Genomic DNA, 18,256 nt, shown 5'->3' on the forward strand with positions numbered 1-18,256 from the left:
TTTCTCCTGAAGAAGTTGTTACAAAGCTAGATTTTTCTATTTGAAGTTGTATTGTCAAGAATGCCAATGTTCATTATTCAAATATCTTCTACCTATTCCCTAACAACAATCCAGTTCATTGTTCCATAAAGGAACGAAGTTCCACCATGCTATTAATAATGTGTTTTTGTTACTATACGCGGAACGGAAGTTCCGACCCCTAAAATCTCAATATCAAAATATACCCAAAAACTTTTTGCGCTTCACTCGTTGAGGCTGTTCTTTATAAACATTCAATCCCTCAACAACCAACTCAGCATTCTCAGTAAACAGATAAACCATATCTACCCCATACTGTTTTTCAACGAGGTCATTAGCCTGTCCTAAATGAAATGCACGACTTGTGACGTTATGAGCATCCGATGCAATGAAGTGAACTAGATTTGCTTCAATCAATTGCTCTGAGAAACTCTTAATCTTTTTCCCAAACCGTCCACATATGCTCCCTGCTGTTAATTGAGCTAATGCGCCCTTCTCAACAAGCTTATACAACATCTCCGGGCGTTCATGAATTTCCCGATTCCGCTCTGGATGAACAATGATTGGAATCAAACCTTTCAATTGAAGATCAAATAGCATCTTCTCCGTATATCTAGGCACATGATCGGATGGCAACTCTACAAATACATAATTCGTATCATTCAGCGTCATAATCTGACCGTTGTTGAAATCTTCAATCATTTCACCATTGATGGCCGACTCTTGTCCAGGTAAGATTTTTAAAGCTATCTTTTCCTCTGTCAGCAGTTTATTTAACTCTGCTACCTTCACCAACACATCTTGTTTTGAATTAAAATATCGACCATTTTTATGATGAGGGGTCGCAATGATCGTGGTAATGCCTTCTTGTACGGCTAATCTTGCCATTGCAAGACTTTCCTTATCACTTTGTGCACCATCATCAATTCCTGGAAGTATATGACAATGTAAGTCTATCATCACGATCCCCCCTTTCCATTTGTCGAAATTTGCATCTTTTAACATGGTACCACCGACCTAAACACTGGTCAAAGGGGGTATTTTGTCGAAACATGTCAAAAAAGTAGTATAGTGATTATTTATTTCCGTAATAATAGTAATAATCCGAGTTCTCAAGCTTTTTATGATTCAATACTGCTCCTAGCAATTTCCCTTTTGTTGCGGAAAGTAGTTCTTTCGCCTTAGCTGCTTCTTCCATTTCCGTTTTACCACTATAAACAACAAGAACAGTTCCATCACATGAGTTGGCAAGTACTTGTGCATCTGTCACCGCTAGAATTGGCGGAGTATCAAATATAATGATGTCATACCGTTCCTTAGCCGCCTTTAAAAACCGCTCCATGCTTTTGGAACCCATCAGCTCTGCTGGGTTTGGTGGAATTGGACCGCTTGTTAGCACAGATAAATTAAATACATCTGTTGGATTTACTGCCTCTTCCAATGGTATCTGACCAGCTAACACTGTTGTTAAACCAAATGTATTCGTTTGGTTTAACGTGTAGTGCATCGTCGGTTTCCGTAAATCCCCATCAACAATTAGGACCTTTTTCTCTTGTTGCGCAAATGTAACAGCAAGGTTCGCCGCCGTTGTTGATTTCCCTTCAGCTGGTCCAGCAGAAGTAACCATAATCGTTTGAATCTCTTCATCAACTGCAGAAAACTGTATATTTGTCCGTACTGTACGGTATTGCTCTGATATCGGTGACTTAGGGTCAATCGATGTAATCAATTTACGTCGTTCTGTTGTAAGTTTTTTTCCTTTATTCTTAAGACCCAACTGTCTCACCTCTTGCTTTTGTTTTACGTGCTTGACGTCTAGCAGTTGCTTCTTCCATCTTCGTTTCATCAATAACTGAAATAACACCTAAGATAGGAAGCCCAAGGTTTTTCTCAACATCTTGCTCATTTTTAACTGTATTGTCAAAGTACTCTAATAGGAACGCAAGTCCAACACCTGCCATTAAGCCAACTACTAACGCAATCGCGATATTTAGCAATGGTTGTGGCTTAATTGGTGCCTGTCCATCTGTTACAACGGCTGGTGAGAGAATACTCACATTGTCCACACTCATTAACTCAACAATTTCCTTTGAAAAAACAGTCGCAACGGTATTTGCAATATCCGCAGCCATAGTAGGGTCTTCATCCTGAACGGAGATATTCACAACTTGAGACTCTGATTCATTTGAGACCGTAATTTTGCCATTTAATTGCTGTGCTGTAAGTCCAGTGCCTAATTCTTTTGCAACAAGATCAAGAATTGCAGGACTCTTTATGATGACATTATAAGTATTAATCAATTGTAAGTTCGTTTGTAATTCATTCGTATTCAGCATTGCCTGATCGTTTTTCTTTTGGTTAACAAGAAGCTGTGTTGAGGCCTGATAAATCGGCGTTAAAAAGAAAAAGCTGACTACTCCAGAGATAATGACAGCTGTTAAGGTAATCGCTAAGATTAAGGCTAAACGTTTTTTCAACGTCTGCAGCAACTCTTTTAAACTAATTGTTTCTTCCATGGTATCCTCCGCTCTTTTTCTACAAATCTTTTGGTATTATATCACAAGAACTTGTAAATATTGCCGTTATTTGTAATAATTTTAATAAATATGTCATGTGCTGTTAACACTTCTATATTAAAACATGGATTGATGATTATTTTAAGTCCTTTTGAGAACATGGCATAATTTACATTTAACTGGAAGTGAAGGTGAATCTTTATGAAACGGTTTCTTGTCACACTCCTCGCGATTGGCTGCATCGCAGTTCTCATTGCCGGAAACAAACACTGGAAAGAGAAAACCTTCGTTGCAGCAGAGAGAAACAAACAAGAAGTGAAGGTGAAAACAGAAGAGCCTGAAATAGATTCTGAAGAAGCTTTCATCAAGCTCGCTGCAAACTGGCCAGAACAAGCAAAAAAGAATTATCAACTAGCTCTTAAAGAAGGTAGACCTTTTACGATTTTAATTGCCGGTTCTTCTAATGCTCTTGGATTAGACGATACAGCTTGGAGCACTATCGTAAAAAAAGAACTTGAACAAGCCTACGGCGAAACTATTCAAGTCATTGTCAAAAGCTATGACCTTACCTCGAGGCAGTTTATAGCTGAAGACAAACTTGCCGAGCTCATTACAGTCCAGCCGGATGTAACGCTTCTCGAACCTTTTACTTTAATGGACAATGGCAATGTCATGATTAGCGAATCACATCAAACAATAGAGGAAATCAGGTCTGCGTTAGCAGAGGCAAACCCTGAACATGTTTTGATGCTGCAACCACCAAACCCTCTCTATCAAGCAAACTACTACCCTGTTCAAGTAGAGGCCTTACAAAAGTATGCTGACGAAGAGGACATTCCTTATCTGAATCACTGGACTGCCTGGGCCGATCCTGACAGCAAGGACATTCAAGCTTTTTTAACAGATGGTGATGAATCCACAACCCCTAGTGAAAAAGGACATCAAGTATGGGCAGAGTTTATTGTGGATTATTTTATTGAAGAGTAAGGGAATAATAGAAAAGGAGCTTCCTGAATGGGTCAGCTCCTTTTTCTTGTATCTATAATTGATTCGCTAGGAATGTCACGGCTGTGCTTAAAAAAACTGTCACTACAATGAGTGAAGCATACAGGAGCTTCTTATCCCGTGCCTTTTTTCTCATTCTTTCTTCTGGTGTCATAAAATACGTTTTCGACATCATTTTCATCTCCTTTTCGATTATGATGGCAACTGGCTAGCCTTGCAGGTCGTGCGGAGGCCCCTATAGCTTTGCGTCATCACCTTTCAGTGATTTTGCCTTTTAAAAACATAGTTTTCATTATATCGACATAGGCCCGAGAAGAACAGAGGGATTTAGATGGAAATCCTCTTTTATCTAGAACCATGTTCACATGCTGTTCATAGTTCCATAGAAGGATAAAGGCATAGAAAAAAGGCGTTCATCACGCCTTTCTTACTTCGCAATCACCCTGCGAATATCAATCTTCAAATCTTCTAATAACCGTTCAACGGTCATTTCTTTCTCCGTTATCCCTTTTTCATACGTGCGTTTCAGCAAGTCGAAAAACTCGTCTTGCTTTTCACTCAATTCCGACATTTCACTATTCAATCGTCTTATCCTCCGTGGTTTTCTGACATCATTCTATTAAAATTCCGATCATTTGTAAATCCTTTTCCAGAAATTACTCCTTTTCCTAGGAAACGATAGGGGATATTGACAGAATTTTATGTCCTCGTCCCTTCCGCTATGGTAAACTATTGATAAATAAATACAATCATAGGAGTGATTTACAAAAAATGAAGAAAAAAGTCGCCACCATCGCTACGGCTGCGATTCTGTCATCGGCATTCGCCTCAACTGCCTTTGCTGATACATACACCGTCAAAAAAGGAGATACACTCTCCCATATTGCGAGAAACTACTCCACAACTGTTAGCAATCTGAAAAACCTGAACGGATTGAAGTCGGACCTAATCTATCCAAATCAAAAGCTAACAGTCTCTAAAACAACTGAAGCAAAACCTTCTACCCCTGCACCAAGTACGCCAAGCACCACGACCACTACCGGAACAAGTACATATACCATTAAAAGCGGGGACACCTTGAGTGCGATTGCATCTAAACATAAGGTATCTGTCGCGAATCTTAAGAGCTGGAACAAGCTGACAAGTGACTTGATCTTCCCTGGACAGAAGCTTTCTGTCTCTGACCCTGCCAAAGGTTCCACATCAACACCAGCGCCTGCACCGAGCGCACCACAGGCACCAACAACAACAGCTCCATCGAATGGAACGGCATCGACTTATAAGATTCAGTCTGGCGATACATTAGGCAAGATTGCCCAAAAGCACAATATGACGGTTGCACAGCTAAAAGCATTAAATAATCTATCTTCAGATTTAATTTATGCAGGCAAAACACTAAAGGTTTCTGGACAAGCAACTAGTAGCGAGCCGGCTAAAGAGGTGGCATCTTCAACTAGCTCTGACCAGCTGATTAAAGATGCGAAAGCCTTACTTGGTACCCCTTATGCATGGGGTGGCAGCTCACCAAAAGGCTTTGATTGCAGTGGTTTTATCTATTATGTCTATAACAAGTCAGGCAAAGGGTTAGCTCGTACATCAGCTGAAGGATACTTTAGTCGTTCCTATTATGTGGACAAGGCACAACCAGGTGATCTGGTATTCTTTGAAAATACCTACAAAAAAGGCATTTCACATGTGGGTATCTATTTAGGAAACAACGAGTTCATTCACGCTGGCAATGATGCCGTTGAAATTTCAAGCTTGAACAACAGCTATTATAAAAAGCATTTTGATAGCTTTAAGCGATTCTATTAAACTAAGACTTATGGGAAGCACCTTTTTGGGTGCTTCTTTTTTTGCATAGTTTGTTCTATGCATTTCTTCTTGTAATCTTATTCACACTCTTGTAAACGCTTACCTAGTTTCTTCTATTATATAGGTGTTTATAAGTGTCATTAATGAGCTAATGCTTTTTATATAGAAGTGAAGGACCTTCTTTGTTTTACTCCAATATTGAAGTAAAGCGCTTTATGCTACTACTGTAGTTAGTTTTTATGATCTTGTACATACTAATTTTAGCTTCTATTTTCCACATAAAGGATGAGATTTTCTTGCCATTATCCAAAACCTTGCCTTCGCTATCTCTATTGATTGCATTCCTACTGTTTACTCTTACTGGCTTGTTCCTGTTTGCTGATGGAATGATCTTATACATTGACCTAGTCATTATTCTTGCTTCTATTGTTGCGATGAATATGTTGTCTACCTCTAAGAATTTCATTTTAGTTTTGACAATTACGTTAACCACAGGTTTTGTGTTGTTGTTTTATCAGTTCTTTAAAGGAGCGACTCTATCTTCTCAGATTGATTACATCCTACAACATATCTTGCAGACGGCTTCTCTTATCCTTATTTGGTTACTGTTTTCTACCGTTAAAGGATTACAAGAGGATGTAACGGTTCTAAAAAAGAGGATTAATGAACTAGAGAAATATGAGGGATCCTTCCATTTATTGACGAGGCAAGAGTTTAAAAACCGGGTGCAAATCATTTCCACTGGTACAAGGAGAAGAGGCGAGGAAAACTATTTTGTCTTGTTTACCCTCTCGAGGAATGACGTGACAAAAGATGCCCTCGATCACGTATTTTCACAAGTGATATTAGACACCGTTCGAGCACAGTTTGACTTGGTCACCAAGCTAGAAGATGGGTCCTACCTTCTATTCCTACAGAATACAGACGAAAACGGATGTCAGATTGTTGTGAACCGGCTGTTTCAATCTCTTAGAAAGAATTTGGAGCAGAGCGAACTCCCTGTTTCTTTTACCATTAGTAAGGAAGATGAAATTAACAAGGTTGATACCCTATCCTTCATGATGGAGACTGATGCGATATGAAAATCATTTTGATCTTCATTATGCTGTTCTTCTGGACCATGCTGATGTATTATTCCTTTCTTACGGTTGCGGGGGTCATTCAGCGACTAAAGGGGAAACAGAAGATTAAGCTGGACACCTATCCTTCTGTAGCTGTTTTGATTCCCGCCCATAATGAAGGGCTTGTAATGAAAGAGACATTGGACGCCATGGTCAAGCTGACTTATCCTGGAGAACTAAATGTTTACGTACTCGATGATGATTCAAGCGACGATACGCCTGAAATCGTTAAGGAATTTGCCAAACTGTTCATACGTATTCATTATGTTAACGTTCCACCTGGTTCTCCTAAGGGAAAATCCCGTGTTTTAAATTACGGCTTATCCATTACACAGTCTGAATACTTCCTTGTATTTGACGCAGATAACCAACCTGAGAGGTATGCCGTCATCGAACTGGTCCATGCAGCGGAAACGACACAGGATGCCGCTGGGGCGGTTGGATACGTTAAGACGATTAACGCCGATCAAAATTTATTAACGCGCATGATTGCGATTGAATTTCAAGTTTTCCAGTTGCTCATGCAAAGTGGACGCTGGCTCGCGTTTAAAACGGGTTCCTTGGCCGGGACCAATATGCTCCTAAAACGCGAAGTCTTAAATCAAGCCGGTGGCTATGACCTCTATGCCTTAGCAGAAGATGCAGAATTAACAATGCGGATTACGGCCATGAATAAAACTTTGCCGGTTGTTCATTACTCTGTCACTTGGGAACAAGAGCCGGAGAATTTAGGGGTGTTTGTCCGCCAGCGCACCCGTTGGTTGACTGGGAATCTCTATCTGCTGGAGAAATCTCTACATGAGTGGAGCTTTTGGAAGGGAAAAACCTTTGTTCATTCACTTCAGCATGCTCTCACCTATTTCTTTTTTGTGGTGTTCCTGCTGTTTTCGAATAGTTGGTTTATCCTTGGGCTCCTAGGATATCAACTGCCACACTTTGATTCACCGTTATTGTTGTTCTGGTTTATGAGCTATGTGGTCTATACGGCGCAAGTAATCAGTGCCATGGTGCTGGAGAATTCGATTTCTCCCTACAATATTTTAGTTGGACTTCTCATGTACTTTACCTATGCACAGGTGTTTTTGCTTTTACTGCTACGCAGCGCCATTGCGTACACTTGGAGCCGAATAACGAATACAACCATCGCTTGGGATAAAACAAAGCGGTTTAAAAAGGATGATGTTCGTGAGTAGGAGGTTTGTGGTTTTATTCTTGGCATTTTTTACGATCTGTATCGGGGGCATTGGCTTCTTCTTATTCCATCATTTTAAAAAGTCTGAGGTAAAATCTGTGGTTTCGTCCGAATATATGAATGAGCAAAAGTGGATAAAAAGCTATGGGAAAGACCAAGACATTCAATACCTTTCCGAAAGTATCGGGCAATACATGACCTACTTATTGCTCATCGAGGATCATGCTGAATTTAACCAGCAGGTAGATGTTCTTAAAAAGAATTATCTGGTTGAAAAAGATGGACAGGTTTATATCAAATGGCAATTGGCAGAGGGTACTGCGACCAACGCTTTGGTGGATGACTTGCGAATTATTGAGGCTTTATCGGAAGGTGGAGAACTTTTTCAGGAACCTAGCTATAGCGAATTAGCTGCAAAATTGAAAAAGACCATCGAACTGAAACAATCCATCAGTGGGATGATGGTTGATTTTTATGATTGGGAATTAGAAAAAGCAACCACCACTTTGCACTTAAGTTATCTCAATCACAACGTTTTGCAAGCCTTTGAATCCACCAAGACCGATGCATACCTACACTTATTGCGAGGTGCGGTAGATTCTCCGTTTTTTTATGAAATCTATGATGTTGAAAACAAGGTTTATCAAGCCGCTGATCAAAAGAATGTCAATATGATTGACCAGCTCTTAATTGCCATCCAATATCACAAATGGACCGGGAAAGTGCCCACTGAATTTGATCAGTGGCTGAAGAAGGAATTGGACTCAAAAGGGAAACTATTTGGAGCGTATCAAAAAGGGAGCCTAGAACCTGCGGTACCCTATGAATCAAGCGCTGTTTATGCTTTGGGGGTTCTCTATTTTTTTGAAACTGGGGATCCATCCTATGCAGATGTATTACACGAGTTGCTCCTAAAGCAGCCACCTTTTGAGAGGGATCCTGATTTCAAGACCATCCATTTTTTTGATTATATGTATTCAAAAACCGCTGATGAGTTATGGAAACAAAGAGACGGCTCTTATTAAGGTTTATCTAAAAGAAGGAGGTCAGCATGCTTTCGCGTGCTTGGCCTCCTTTTCGTTCCCTCTATTTTTGCTTTTTTGAATGACTAGTTTGGACCTTTTTATCTAAACTGGCGGCTAGGAAAACCCCGATTGTATACCGGAGCAAGTCTACTAACAGAAATCCCTTCCCTAGCACCAATGCTCCGATTGTTGTACCGCGAATCTGATTGATCCAGCCTGCCTGATAAAGTTGGCTTAATTCGATGCCGAAGCTGAACAAGATGCTTAGCCAGAAAGAGTAGGATAAGCTTTTATCTACTAACAAGAACCGGAATCCAAAGTAAACCATCATTGCCCACAACGTGTCTCCTGCATTTTCCGCAACCAATACTGGAAGGAACTCCCCGTATCTCCTTGAGGCTAGCCCTAGTAGGATTGTTAGTACGAGAGCTATCCCATATAATCTTCTTCTGGTTTGAAATGTAGTCATTAAATATCACTCTTTTTGTTGGTTTATGGGACAAGAGAACCGTCCCTAAGTCCCATTTGACTTGGTAGCTCCACCGTAAATGACGCTAATTCTTTGTTTCCAATAAAGCTATTAAAGTCCAATTGTAACACGGTGTCTTCTAGTAAGAAGTTCTCGAACTTCTCTTCTCCTTTTAAATCAAAAACAGACTGGAACTGGTGGTTGTTTTTATCGATGACCTTGACCTCGTTGCGTGAGATGCTGTGACCTTTTGGTGGGAAAGGGTTTTCTGGGTCGATTTTATCGATAAAGTCTTTGTCGATTAGATTAAACGCATAAGACAGGTTATGATGAATGTTTTCAAACTTGTGGTTGCTTACGTTTTCCCCTAGTCCTTGGAACTCATAATCAAGAATTAGCTTGTCGCCTTCCAGTGTGACCTTGTTGACCTGAATGGCTAAGTCCGTTCGCTCGCTTTCTAACGCGAAGCTATTCTGGTCCAGCTTTTGTTGGACGGTTGGGTCGGCAATCGTGAGTGATGGATAGAAGGTAATGGCCTTTGTGCCTTCGGCGATTTGGTCAAACGTTTTGCGTAAGGTGTGATGATAGCCATCGTCTTCTTTGCTCTTTGTAAGGATCGTATCATTTTCATAATGGAACAAGACCTTCCCGTTTTCATCCTCTGCTTTATAAAGCTCAATGTAATCTCCTTCAAAGCTGGTGATGGTTTCAAATGTCAGGGACGATGAAGCCTTGGATTGCTTTAGTTCTTGTAGCTTTACTGTGACACCTTCATTCTCGTAGTGCTGTGAATGGCCAAGGGTCCTTGCTAGGCTAGCCTCTTGGTTTACCGGGACATTAAAGGTCCAACTACCTTCTATTCCATTGATGTTGTGAATGGTGATTGGTAGCTTGTACGATTCTTTGATCTCCTTATATGGATAATTCATCTTCCACTGGAACTCGTAGCTTCCGTCTGATTTTTGCATGTCGGTAGACATCCCTCTTAACCATGGGTCATTGTCGCCTTTGTTGTTCTCAAAGTTCACGTCCATGCTCACTTCGCCAGGTTCGTTATGACCTTTTGATAGGTCGCCACTTATCACTCCAGTGACACTGACCACATCGCCGTCAAAATACACATTGGTTAATTTTATGGTGACGCCGTTCTTGGTGACCTCTTGGTTTATTTGCGTAACGAGGTTTTGTTCGGCTAGATGCATGCCCATTTTATCGCCGAACTGCTCGTAGATTCCGCCGAGTAATGGTGTACTTGCTAATACTTGATTCATGCTTGGGTTGATAAAACCGGATGAAAGTGTGATGGTTAGGATTGCCGCCGCTGCAATGCCGCCGACTTTCCACTTGTTTCTTTTAGGTGGGAGCTTCTTTACTGGTTGTTTCTTTTCTTGCAACTTCTCTTGCTTTGCTTGCTTGACGCCCAGTTTGACTCGGTCATGAAGCTGTGCTGGGATTTCTATTTTCTCTAATTCGCTTTTGATGTTATTACTCATAAAAGATCCGCCCCTTTCATTTCAACCCGTAGCTTGGCTAATGCCCTGTACAGCGTGGTTTTGACCGTCCCCAATGGCAGGTCCTTCAATTCCGCGATTTCTTTAAATGTCAACTCACTGTAGTATTTTAGAAAGACGATTGATTTCTCAAGCTCGTCCAATGTTTCAAGAATTTGCTGCATGGTAATGGTCATCGTGACATCGGTGCTGTCTTTGCTTGCCAGCTCCATATCAGTTTGGTTGAGGTACACGACATTCTTCCGTTTTCTGATTAAATCCGTCGCACAGCTAATAGCAATCTTGATTAGCCATGTTTTTAGATATCGTGGTTCACGTAAGGTTTCGATGTTTTTAAACGCCTTATAAGCAGTCTCCTGGAGCACATCCAGGGCATCGTCCTGATTCTTTACATAGACAAACGCCATGCGGTATAAATCCTGCTCATATTTTTGAAACAGCTCCAAAAACGCCTCATCATCTCCGTTTTGAGCTTTATGTATTCGTTCTAAAATCACTGCCACCCCCTTGTGTCTGAAGCAATGGGACACCTTTCCCTTTGCTTTCTCGTAGATTAGACGCAGATGTTATGTGTTTGGCTTTCGTTTTTTCTATAAGATTATCATTTTATGAAGATGTAAAGAAGGAGCGCTGGGGATTAGCGCTCCTTCTTGTTTAAAATCTCATTCCTTTTATATAAAGCATGACCATGACGACAAGGACGAAGCCAATGAACAAAAACGGTCCGATCCCAGAACTGTACACGACATAGATTCTAAGACTGCTAAGGAGATTGACAAGTAGAAAGATCAGCAAGGACGCACCCATGAACAAAATGATCGGCATGTTTCGATTTCTTCTCGAAGCAACCAGCCCCTTTCGAAGCTTCTGATCAACGATTAGTTCATCCTTATGCGGAGAAGAACTTGTTTTATTCGGGATTGTTTTCAAGTTGGGGTGGGAGGTCCGGCGATTGACGATGGTCCGCCTCATTTCGAGAGGGGTATATGGCTGTTTTAGACTTTAATTGTGCTGTGGTGGTGGGGTTAAAACCTTAATTACGGTACTAGAAAGAGCTTTGGTGCTGTTTTTCTCTGGATTTGGCTCTTTTTCTTGGGGTTTTAGCAGATTTTATAGGGTTTGGGGTTGGGTTTATCTGAAAAAAGGTGATTAAAATACGGTTTGGGGTATATTTTATTCCTCTACGGGGAATATATTGGGTGTGCTTACACTTTTATTCCCTCTAAGGGATTTTATATTCCCCCTGAGAGACGTTTTATTCCCCCTGGGGGACGTTTTATTCCCCCTGGGGGACGTTATATTCCCCCTGGGGGACGTTATATTCCCCCTGGGGGACGTTATATTCCCTAATCGGGAATATAGTTTATATTTTTGAGCGTTATATTCTCCTAGAGAGAATATAATGCTCAAAAACTACCTGTAAAAGCTCAATTACGATAATAGAAAGTGCATTAGCGTTTCCTATGAACCTTCTTCTCCACAATAAACACAAAAAGCACGACCACAACAGCAAGGAAGCTAAGAAACGTTTGAATGGTCTCCCCTAAAGGAAGGAAACTCTTCATTAGCATCGTAAAGACCACGACCAAATAGATATACAATGCTCTATCAGCGATTTTCTTCATATGCTAGTTCCCACTTTTCAGCTTATCCACATACTGTTTTCCTTCCAATAGGGAAAGGCCGAACTCGTTGCGTGCTTGCCTGATTGCTTCAACATCTTTCCCATCTTTCAGGAGCTGCCGGAGTTCCTTATTGATTGCTGGTTCTGGAAGTTTCACCTTGGAGGTGAGCTGGTCAATGGTCTTTTGCATCGCTTGGATGCGGTGTTCCATTTTGCTAATTTTCGTCAGCATATAAATGATGATGATCAAAAAGATCCCATCGAAAATTGAAATTCCCATTTTCCCTTTCCCCACTTTCTTTATCCTCTATGTTCAAGTCTACCATGTAAATGGCCATCCCACACGTGACCGATCATCATCACTTACTCAAAGATTTATTTTGTTGCTCTAACTTCTTATGAAGAAGATTTAATTGGGACATTAATTTTGCGTATTCTTGGAATTCAATGTTGCAAGAATTAACCTCCGCCGCAATTTTTTCTATAATTGCTTGTTTTTCTTTTATTGCTTTTGGTTGAAGAAAAGTGGAGACTTTGCGCTCATCAACGCTAGAACGTTCTTTTTTCACCCAGCCATTGGCTTCCATCCTTTTAATCATCGGTGTTAAAGTTCCTGTACCTAAATTAAGCCGCTCCCCGATTTCTTTTACAGTAAGACCGTTCTTCTCCCAAAGAACTAATAAGGTTAAATACTGAGGATACGTAAGACCAAAATCCTGCAGAACTTTTGTGTACAATTTATTAAACTGGCTATTTACTTCATAAACGGAGAAACACAGTTGATTTTCTAAAATGAAAGAATCCTTCAATTTGTTCACCCTTTTTTCAAAAGTTACTACTTTCTCTATTTTACTTGTTTCCGTGAAAGTATACCGTTTTTTTGTCTTTTTAAAAAACTTATCCAAAAGAGCTTGGTGGGACTGGTGGTTATGGAACAAACCCTGAGCAATTATTTGCAGCTGGCTATTCTGCTTGCTTTGACTCTGCTTTAAACCTTGTGATTCGTGCAGAAAAGGTGAAAGATGTATCAGCAACAGCGGTCACTGCACATGTTTCCATCTTAAAGGAAGAAAATAACGGCTTCAAACTAGCGGTAGAGCTAGAGGTAGAAATCGAGGGAGTAACGAAGGAAACAGCTCAAAAACTTGTTGAGTCCGCTCACCAAGTATGTCCATACTCTAATGCAACAAGAGGCAATATTGGGGTTACGTTTAAGATCGTATAAGATCAGGAGAATGAACAGCCTATTGGTTTAGACTGTTTTTTTTATAAAAAAGAGTGTAGAGAAAGAATCCCTACACTCTGAGTTCTACATATATTAAAAATCAAAATTATCTGGGTCTGGCCCTACACGATGGTTTTGATTTAAGCCATCAACGATCTCCATTTCCTCTGTCGATAATTCAAAATCAAACACATTCGCATTTTCAGCAATTCGATGCTCTTTTGTTGATTTTGGAATGGTAACCACTCCGTTTTGCAAGTCCCAACGCAAAATAATTTGGGCAACAGACTTATGATGTTTGTCCGCAATTTCCTGTAACACTTCGTTGTCTAGCAATTGACCTTGCATTAATGGGGACCATGCTTCAAGCTGAATTCCGTTGTCACGGCAAAATGCTTGCAGCTCTTTTTGCGTTAAGCGCGGATGGTATTCGACTTGATTGACCATAGGCTTAATCTCAGCATCCTTCATTAGGTCTTCCAAATGATGAATTTGGAAATTACTTACACCGATTGCTTTTACTTTGCCTTCTTTATAAAGAGTTTCTAACGCTCTCCAAGCATCTTTATATTTTCCTTCAACCGGCCAATGAATCAAATATAAATCCAAATACTCTAGGCCCAATTTCTTTAAGCTTGTTTCATAAGCAGCAAGGGTTGACTCATAGCCTAAATCCGAGTTCCAAACCTTTGAAGTGACAAATAACTCTTCTCTTGAAATACCAGCTTCTTTTAAGCCTTCTTGGATCCCTTTGCCAACACCTTCTTCATTCTGATAAATCGCTGCTGTATCCACACTGCGGTATCCATGTTGAATCGCTGTTTTTACTGCGTTTACCAATTCAGGACCTTCTTCAACTTTAAAAACTCCTAGTCCAAACCAAGGCATTTTCACACCATTATTTAATGTTGTTGTATCTTGTAAATTTTTTACCATCATGATTCCTCCTAAAATATTATGCTGCTTTCCTTACTTGATCTTTTTGTTCCATCGCTTTGCTAAATCCAGTTAACACTGCAGCCATTAAAACCATCAGTGCTCCAATCCAGGACGTATGAATCAGTCCAATTGAATCTGTAATCACGCCGCCCAAATAAGAGCCTATGGCAATCCCGGCATTAAAGGCCGCAATATTTATGGCCGATGCAACATCCACTGCACTCGGAACGAAGCGCTCTGCCAGCATCACCACATATACTTGTAATCCTGGCACATTCATAAATGCGAACAGCCCCATCACCAGAATCGTGATTAATCCTGCCATTTTAAATGGTGCTGTAAACATCAAAACAAATAAGACGACTGCCTGTACAATAAACATATAAAACAATGCACGAATTGGATTTTGATTCGATAGCTTTCCTCCAATCATATTTCCAATCGCAATCGCAATGCCATACGCTAATAAAATGACAGCCACAGTTCCTTCTTTAAACCCCGTAATTTCTTGAAGCAATGGGGATAAGAAGGTAAACACAACAAATGTTCCGCCATACCCTAAGGCTGTAATAATGAATACAAGCAATAATCGGCCATTGGTTACAAGCTTAAGCTGATCATGAAAGCTTGTTTTTACTCCTTTTCGTAAGTTAGATGGGACAAGAATGCTGTTTGCAATCAAGGCAATGACACCAATGATGACAATAGTCATAAAGGCTGTTCTCCACCCTAGCTGCTGCCCAATAAAGGTGCCAAATGGGACACCCGTTACCGTCGCTACTGTAAGACCTGTAAACATAATGGAAATCGCGCTAGCTCTGCGATTTTCTGGAACTAAATCGGCCGCTATGGTCGATCCGATTGACATGAACACCCCATGTGAAAAGGCTGAAATTACACGTGCTACTAGCAACACCCCAATTGTCGAAGAGATGGCAGCAAGAGTATTGCCTATAATGAAGACAATCATAATCCAAAGTAACAACGTCTTACGTGACATGCTCGATGTCGCAGATGTAAATATAGGTGCTCCAAATGTGACCCCTAAAGCATATAACGATACCGTTAACCCTGCCGTGGTGACTGGAATACTTAAATCCTTTGCAATCATAGGCAGCAACCCGACACTGATGAATTCAGTCGTTCCGATTGCAAACGCACTAACTGCTAAAGCAAGCAATGCTAACGTACTTTGCTTTTTACTTAAAGCCATATTATTTCCTCCTTTTTTCTGTTATATAAATCGAAACTTATCTTTCAGCGAATAATAAATTCAGAAAGAAAGTATAGTGTGATTCGGCCGGCAAATGTTATTATGATCTCTATCACCCATAAAGAAAAGTACGCACTTTAAAGTTCTATAGATACCATAAAGTAATATAGGTACTTTATAGTGCCTATCGGGAGGAAGCTAAAAATGCAAAAGAAGAAATACAATATTTCAGTTGAAGCAACCTTAGAAGTCATCGGTGGGAAGTGGAAATGTGTGATTCTCTGCCATCTCACTCATGGAAAAAAACGTACCAGCGAATTAAAGCGCCTCATGCCAAATATCACCCAAAAAATGCTTACCCAACAGCTGCGCGAGCTAGAAGAGGATGGTGTCATCAATCGAATCGTCTATAATCAAGTTCCACCAAAAGTAGAATACGAGCTAAGTGAATATGGACGAAGCTTAGAAGGGATCCTAAATTCACTTTGTGCATGGGGCGAAAACCATTTAACGAAAGTATATGGAGATAAATTTTCTGTTCTAGAAAATAGTGTGTTGAATGAACAGCTTAAGTGAGTCTTTTGGGGATTATTTAGGTAAGACAGTTAAAACAGCCGATCCCTTTGAATTTGAAGGTGAAAACGGCTGTTTTATTTTTTCATTAGGGTTTGAAAACTTTCAGCATGTGGAGGTGATAGTAAAGAAGAAATTTTCTTAAATGGATGGATGATAGGTAAAAAAGAATGTAAAAAAAAGAGCCTTTAATAGGCACCTTATTTACGGAAGATGGAAAGAAGTTTCCCCCATGGATCCTTGGGCTGTTTTTGAACCACTTCTTCAATCTTTCTATTAAGCTCATTTTGTGAACGCCATACTTTACTCTGTTCTTCCCTTAATGTTTGGAGTTCCCTTTGTAAAACGTCATTTTTTTCTTTTTCTTGCTGCAACATTTCTTCGTAATGGGTTCGTTCTTGTTCCGCTAGTTTTTCAATTTTTAGTTGGGTTTTTTGTGCAGAGTTTCGAATATTTGCCCCCAAATCATGATGATCTTGCTGAAGCCGCGAAACGGTTACTTTCAGTTGGGACATATCGTTTGTTAGTTGGACATTCATTTCCCGTGTTGCTGCAAGCTCATTGGCTAAAAAAGAGAACATCTCTTTTAACTGATTCGGGTCTTGGAGCATATTGTTGTATGTATCGGGTACAGCCACTTCAATTTCAGTTGAGCCTATTAATCTTGCTTTCTGTTGAGAAGCAAGCTCTTTCGCTTCATCTTCTAGGGGCTTGTCCGTATCGCGTAACGCTACAAGCACTTCAATATCGGATTGAACAAAGACTCGCCGATCGCCCTCTTTTAAAAATTCATAGCCATTTCTCTCTAAGATCTGGGCATACTTCCGAACAGTAGGTGACGCGATCCCTGCTTTTTCCGCAACCTCCTTGGAAGAGAAAGATAGTTCATAAGGTTGAATATCGCTTCGCATATCGAGCCTCCTTTTCTATTAAATATGAACGTTTTCAATTGAATTTGCAAGAGACATATCGCCTAGCGATACAAATATTCTTAGGATTTCAAACAATAATTTCAAGGACGGTGTATCGAGCGCTTTTAAATTAGTTCATTCTTAGCTTATATATCGTTGAATTAGATGCCGCTATACCCCCATTCAGTTATTGGTACACTACGCAGTATTGGTTGCTCTAGAAGGTGAAGCTTACCCATATCGTATAGCGATATAAAGATTCTGAGGAGGCCAATCATTAGTCCCAAGTACGTTGTATAGAGTACTTTTAGATTAGTAGATTCTAGTCTACATATCTTAGATGCCACAACACTCCCATTCAGTTATTGGTTACACGATGCAGCCTTGCTTTGCTCTTCAAGGTAACTAGTCATATCGCATTGCGATACAAACAATCTGAGGAGTCCAAGCAGGACTCTCAAGTACATTTGTATCAAGCATATCAGATTAGTACTACCTTAGCTTACATATTTCTGAAATAGATTCCCAGTAAATTCTACCCCCATACAGTTATTGGTCCACGATAACGGCATTGTTTTACTCCTAAAAGTGAGCTTACCGTATTGCATGGCGATACAAAGATTCCGAGAAGTCAAGCATGACTCTCAAGTACTGTTGTATCGGACAATTTTCATTAGTACATTCTTAGCTTGCACATCCCTGAATTATATCACACTACATTTCACTCTCATTCAGTTAATGGTCACACGATGCAACCCTGTATTGTCCTTCAAGGTGAGTTTACCGTATCGCATACCGATACAAGAGATTTTGTATACGATTGGTATTCCACCATTTCAATCATCCACACACATATATATGCCCCTCCCGCGATTTCCTTCGAAACTTCAAGATGCACAGCCTATCATCAATCACCATATTGAATAGCGCTACAACAACCTCAGAAGGATCAAAGCCCTTTCGGAAGGTCTTCTGTCCATATCGGATAGCAATATGGACGCTTTGATTCTAGGTTGAGCGATACATCACCAAAATGGCTATACCTCATGTTTTTCCTGATACTCACTTACATTTATTGAATGTGGATTTTATTAAAGCT

Annotated in this window: 21 protein-coding genes, 1 pseudogene and 1 riboswitch; of the genes and pseudogenes, 7 read left to right on the forward strand and 15 right to left on the reverse strand. The window is 40.3% G+C overall.

The window, feature by feature from the left end:
- Positions 1–213: 213 nt before the first annotated feature.
- The 3 genes from H0185_RS11075 to H0185_RS11085 form a co-directional block, all read right to left on the reverse strand.
- Entirely contained in the window at positions 214–978 is a 765-nt protein-coding gene (locus H0185_RS11075) for a tyrosine-protein phosphatase (protein WP_221873552.1), read from the reverse strand.
- A gap of 115 nt (positions 979–1,093) precedes the next feature.
- A complete protein-coding gene (locus H0185_RS11080; protein ID WP_221873553.1) occupies positions 1,094–1,795 on the reverse strand; it encodes a CpsD/CapB family tyrosine-protein kinase in 702 nt (233 codons plus the stop codon).
- A complete protein-coding gene (locus H0185_RS11085) occupies positions 1,785–2,534 on the reverse strand; it encodes a YveK family protein (RefSeq protein ID WP_221873554.1) in 750 nt (249 codons plus the stop codon). Before H0185_RS11085 ends, H0185_RS11080 begins: the two co-directional genes overlap by 11 nt.
- A 201-nt stretch (positions 2,535–2,735) precedes the next feature.
- Here H0185_RS11085 and H0185_RS11090 point away from each other — a divergent pair, with 201 nt between their 5' ends.
- Positions 2,736–3,521 carry an SGNH/GDSL hydrolase family protein gene (locus H0185_RS11090; protein WP_221873555.1) on the forward strand — a complete coding sequence of 262 codons (786 nt, stop codon included), beginning with the start codon at positions 2,736–2,738 and terminating at the stop codon, positions 3,519–3,521.
- Positions 3,522–3,573: 52 nt separating this feature from the next.
- Here H0185_RS11090 and H0185_RS11095 read toward each other — a convergent pair whose 3' ends face one another.
- Entirely contained in the window at positions 3,574–3,714 is a 141-nt protein-coding gene (locus tag H0185_RS11095) for a hypothetical protein (protein ID WP_221873556.1), read from the reverse strand.
- Positions 3,715–3,735: 21 nt separating this feature from the next.
- Positions 3,736–3,821: riboswitch (cyclic di-GMP riboswitch) on the reverse strand.
- Positions 3,822–3,966: 145 nt separating this feature from the next.
- Positions 3,967–4,122, reverse strand: a complete 156-nt coding sequence (locus H0185_RS11100) for a YwzD family small protein (RefSeq protein ID WP_221873557.1) — start codon at positions 4,120–4,122, stop codon at positions 3,967–3,969.
- A gap of 188 nt (positions 4,123–4,310) precedes the next feature.
- Here H0185_RS11100 and H0185_RS11105 point away from each other — a divergent pair, with 188 nt between their 5' ends.
- From H0185_RS11105 to H0185_RS11120, 4 genes are all read left to right on the forward strand, one after another.
- Positions 4,311–5,354, forward strand: coding sequence for a C40 family peptidase (locus H0185_RS11105; RefSeq protein WP_221873558.1), 1,044 nt, complete (start codon positions 4,311–4,313; stop codon positions 5,352–5,354).
- A 296-nt stretch (positions 5,355–5,650) separates the two neighbouring features.
- Positions 5,651–6,436, forward strand: a complete 786-nt coding sequence (locus tag H0185_RS11110; RefSeq protein ID WP_221873559.1) for a hypothetical protein — start codon at positions 5,651–5,653, stop codon at positions 6,434–6,436.
- Positions 6,433–7,668: a glycosyltransferase family 2 protein gene (locus tag H0185_RS11115; RefSeq protein WP_221873560.1), complete on the forward strand. Its 1,236-nt coding sequence runs from the start codon at positions 6,433–6,435 to the stop codon at positions 7,666–7,668. The genes H0185_RS11110 and H0185_RS11115 overlap by 4 nt, the downstream gene beginning before the upstream one ends.
- A complete protein-coding gene (locus H0185_RS11120) occupies positions 7,661–8,692 on the forward strand; it encodes a hypothetical protein (RefSeq protein WP_221873561.1) in 1,032 nt (343 codons plus the stop codon). The genes H0185_RS11115 and H0185_RS11120 overlap by 8 nt, the downstream gene beginning before the upstream one ends.
- Positions 8,693–8,753: 61 nt before the next feature.
- Here H0185_RS11120 and H0185_RS11125 read toward each other — a convergent pair whose 3' ends face one another.
- The 7 genes from H0185_RS11125 to H0185_RS11155 all read right to left on the reverse strand — a co-directional run bounded on the left by H0185_RS11125 (position 8,754) and on the right by H0185_RS11155 (position 13,105).
- Entirely contained in the window at positions 8,754–9,161 is a 408-nt protein-coding gene (locus H0185_RS11125) for a ribosomal maturation YjgA family protein (RefSeq protein WP_221873562.1), read from the reverse strand.
- A gap of 23 nt (positions 9,162–9,184) precedes the next feature.
- Positions 9,185–10,654, reverse strand: coding sequence for a DUF4179 domain-containing protein (locus tag H0185_RS11130; protein WP_221873563.1), 1,470 nt, complete (start codon positions 10,652–10,654; stop codon positions 9,185–9,187).
- Positions 10,651–11,166 (reverse strand): sigma-70 family RNA polymerase sigma factor, encoded by a 516-nt coding sequence (locus tag H0185_RS11135; RefSeq protein WP_425515825.1) that lies wholly within the window; start codon positions 11,164–11,166, stop codon positions 10,651–10,653. Before H0185_RS11135 ends, H0185_RS11130 begins: the two co-directional genes overlap by 4 nt.
- Before the next feature lie 160 nt (positions 11,167–11,326).
- Positions 11,327–11,602, reverse strand: coding sequence for a hypothetical protein (locus H0185_RS11140; protein ID WP_221873565.1), 276 nt, complete (start codon positions 11,600–11,602; stop codon positions 11,327–11,329).
- Between the two features lie 521 nt (positions 11,603–12,123).
- Positions 12,124–12,297: a hypothetical protein gene (locus tag H0185_RS11145; protein WP_221873566.1), complete on the reverse strand. Its 174-nt coding sequence runs from the start codon at positions 12,295–12,297 to the stop codon at positions 12,124–12,126.
- A 3-nt stretch (positions 12,298–12,300) separates the two neighbouring features.
- Positions 12,301–12,576 carry a hypothetical protein gene (locus tag H0185_RS11150; protein ID WP_221873567.1) on the reverse strand — a complete coding sequence of 92 codons (276 nt, stop codon included), beginning with the start codon at positions 12,574–12,576 and terminating at the stop codon, positions 12,301–12,303.
- Between the two features lie 79 nt (positions 12,577–12,655).
- The gene (locus H0185_RS11155) at positions 12,656–13,105 is read right to left on the reverse strand and encodes a MarR family winged helix-turn-helix transcriptional regulator (RefSeq protein ID WP_221873568.1); all 450 of its coding nucleotides are present in this window, start codon (positions 13,103–13,105) and stop codon (positions 12,656–12,658) included.
- 92 nt (positions 13,106–13,197) lie between these two features.
- Here H0185_RS11155 and H0185_RS11160 point away from each other — a divergent pair.
- A pseudogene (locus tag H0185_RS11160) lies at positions 13,198–13,521 on the forward strand (organic hydroperoxide resistance protein); the annotation flags it as partial.
- A gap of 93 nt (positions 13,522–13,614) precedes the next feature.
- Here the strand turns inward: H0185_RS11160 and H0185_RS11165 are convergent.
- Together H0185_RS11165 and H0185_RS11170 are read right to left on the reverse strand one after the other, a co-directional pair.
- Positions 13,615–14,457, reverse strand: coding sequence for an aldo/keto reductase (locus H0185_RS11165; protein WP_221873792.1), 843 nt, complete (start codon positions 14,455–14,457; stop codon positions 13,615–13,617).
- Between the two features lie 19 nt (positions 14,458–14,476).
- The gene (locus H0185_RS11170) at positions 14,477–15,673 is read right to left on the reverse strand and encodes an MFS transporter (protein ID WP_221873569.1); all 1,197 of its coding nucleotides are present in this window, start codon (positions 15,671–15,673) and stop codon (positions 14,477–14,479) included.
- 204 nt (positions 15,674–15,877) lie between these two features.
- Between H0185_RS11170 and H0185_RS11175 the strand changes: the two genes are divergently transcribed.
- Positions 15,878–16,249 carry a winged helix-turn-helix transcriptional regulator gene (locus H0185_RS11175; RefSeq protein WP_221873570.1) on the forward strand — a complete coding sequence of 124 codons (372 nt, stop codon included), beginning with the start codon at positions 15,878–15,880 and terminating at the stop codon, positions 16,247–16,249.
- Positions 16,250–16,446: 197 nt separating this feature from the next.
- On the opposite strand, the gene H0185_RS11180 is transcribed toward H0185_RS11175, so the two are convergent.
- Entirely contained in the window at positions 16,447–17,157 is a 711-nt protein-coding gene (locus H0185_RS11180; RefSeq protein ID WP_221873571.1) for a hypothetical protein, read from the reverse strand.
- Between the last annotated feature and the right edge of the window lie 1,099 nt (positions 17,158–18,256).

Origin of the sequence: Mesobacillus maritimus (assembly GCF_019749255.1) — a bacterium.
GTDB lineage: Bacteria > Bacillota > Bacilli > Bacillales > Cytobacillaceae > Mesobacillus_B > Mesobacillus_B maritimus_A.

What these genes read in the sequence shown, in the direction of transcription:
- H0185_RS11175 (WP_221873570.1), top strand. Translation starts at nt 15,878, where the DNA reads ATGCAAAAGAAGAAATACAATATTTCAGTTGAAGCAACCTTAGAAGTC.
- H0185_RS11115 (WP_221873560.1), top strand. Translation starts at nt 6,433, where the DNA reads ATGAAAATCATTTTGATCTTCATTATGCTGTTCTTCTGGACCATGCTG.
- H0185_RS11180 (WP_221873571.1), bottom strand. Translation starts at nt 17,157, where the DNA reads ATGCGAAGCGATATTCAACCTTATGAACTATCTTTCTCTTCCAAGGAG.
- H0185_RS11145 (WP_221873566.1), bottom strand. Translation starts at nt 12,297, where the DNA reads ATGAAGAAAATCGCTGATAGAGCATTGTATATCTATTTGGTCGTGGTC.
- H0185_RS11170 (WP_221873569.1), bottom strand. Translation starts at nt 15,673, where the DNA reads ATGGCTTTAAGTAAAAAGCAAAGTACGTTAGCATTGCTTGCTTTAGCA.
- H0185_RS11075 (WP_221873552.1), bottom strand. Translation starts at nt 978, where the DNA reads ATGATAGACTTACATTGTCATATACTTCCAGGAATTGATGATGGTGCA.
- H0185_RS11090 (WP_221873555.1), top strand. Translation starts at nt 2,736, where the DNA reads ATGAAACGGTTTCTTGTCACACTCCTCGCGATTGGCTGCATCGCAGTT.
- H0185_RS11150 (WP_221873567.1), bottom strand. Translation starts at nt 12,576, where the DNA reads ATGGGAATTTCAATTTTCGATGGGATCTTTTTGATCATCATCATTTAT.
- H0185_RS11105 (WP_221873558.1), top strand. Translation starts at nt 4,311, where the DNA reads ATGAAGAAAAAAGTCGCCACCATCGCTACGGCTGCGATTCTGTCATCG.
- H0185_RS11085 (WP_221873554.1), bottom strand. Translation starts at nt 2,534, where the DNA reads ATGGAAGAAACAATTAGTTTAAAAGAGTTGCTGCAGACGTTGAAAAAA.
- H0185_RS11130 (WP_221873563.1), bottom strand. Translation starts at nt 10,654, where the DNA reads ATGAGTAATAACATCAAAAGCGAATTAGAGAAAATAGAAATCCCAGCA.
- H0185_RS11125 (WP_221873562.1), bottom strand. Translation starts at nt 9,161, where the DNA reads ATGACTACATTTCAAACCAGAAGAAGATTATATGGGATAGCTCTCGTA.
- H0185_RS11095 (WP_221873556.1), bottom strand. Translation starts at nt 3,714, where the DNA reads ATGATGTCGAAAACGTATTTTATGACACCAGAAGAAAGAATGAGAAAA.
- H0185_RS11165 (WP_221873792.1), bottom strand. Translation starts at nt 14,457, where the DNA reads ATGGTAAAAAATTTACAAGATACAACAACATTAAATAATGGTGTGAAA.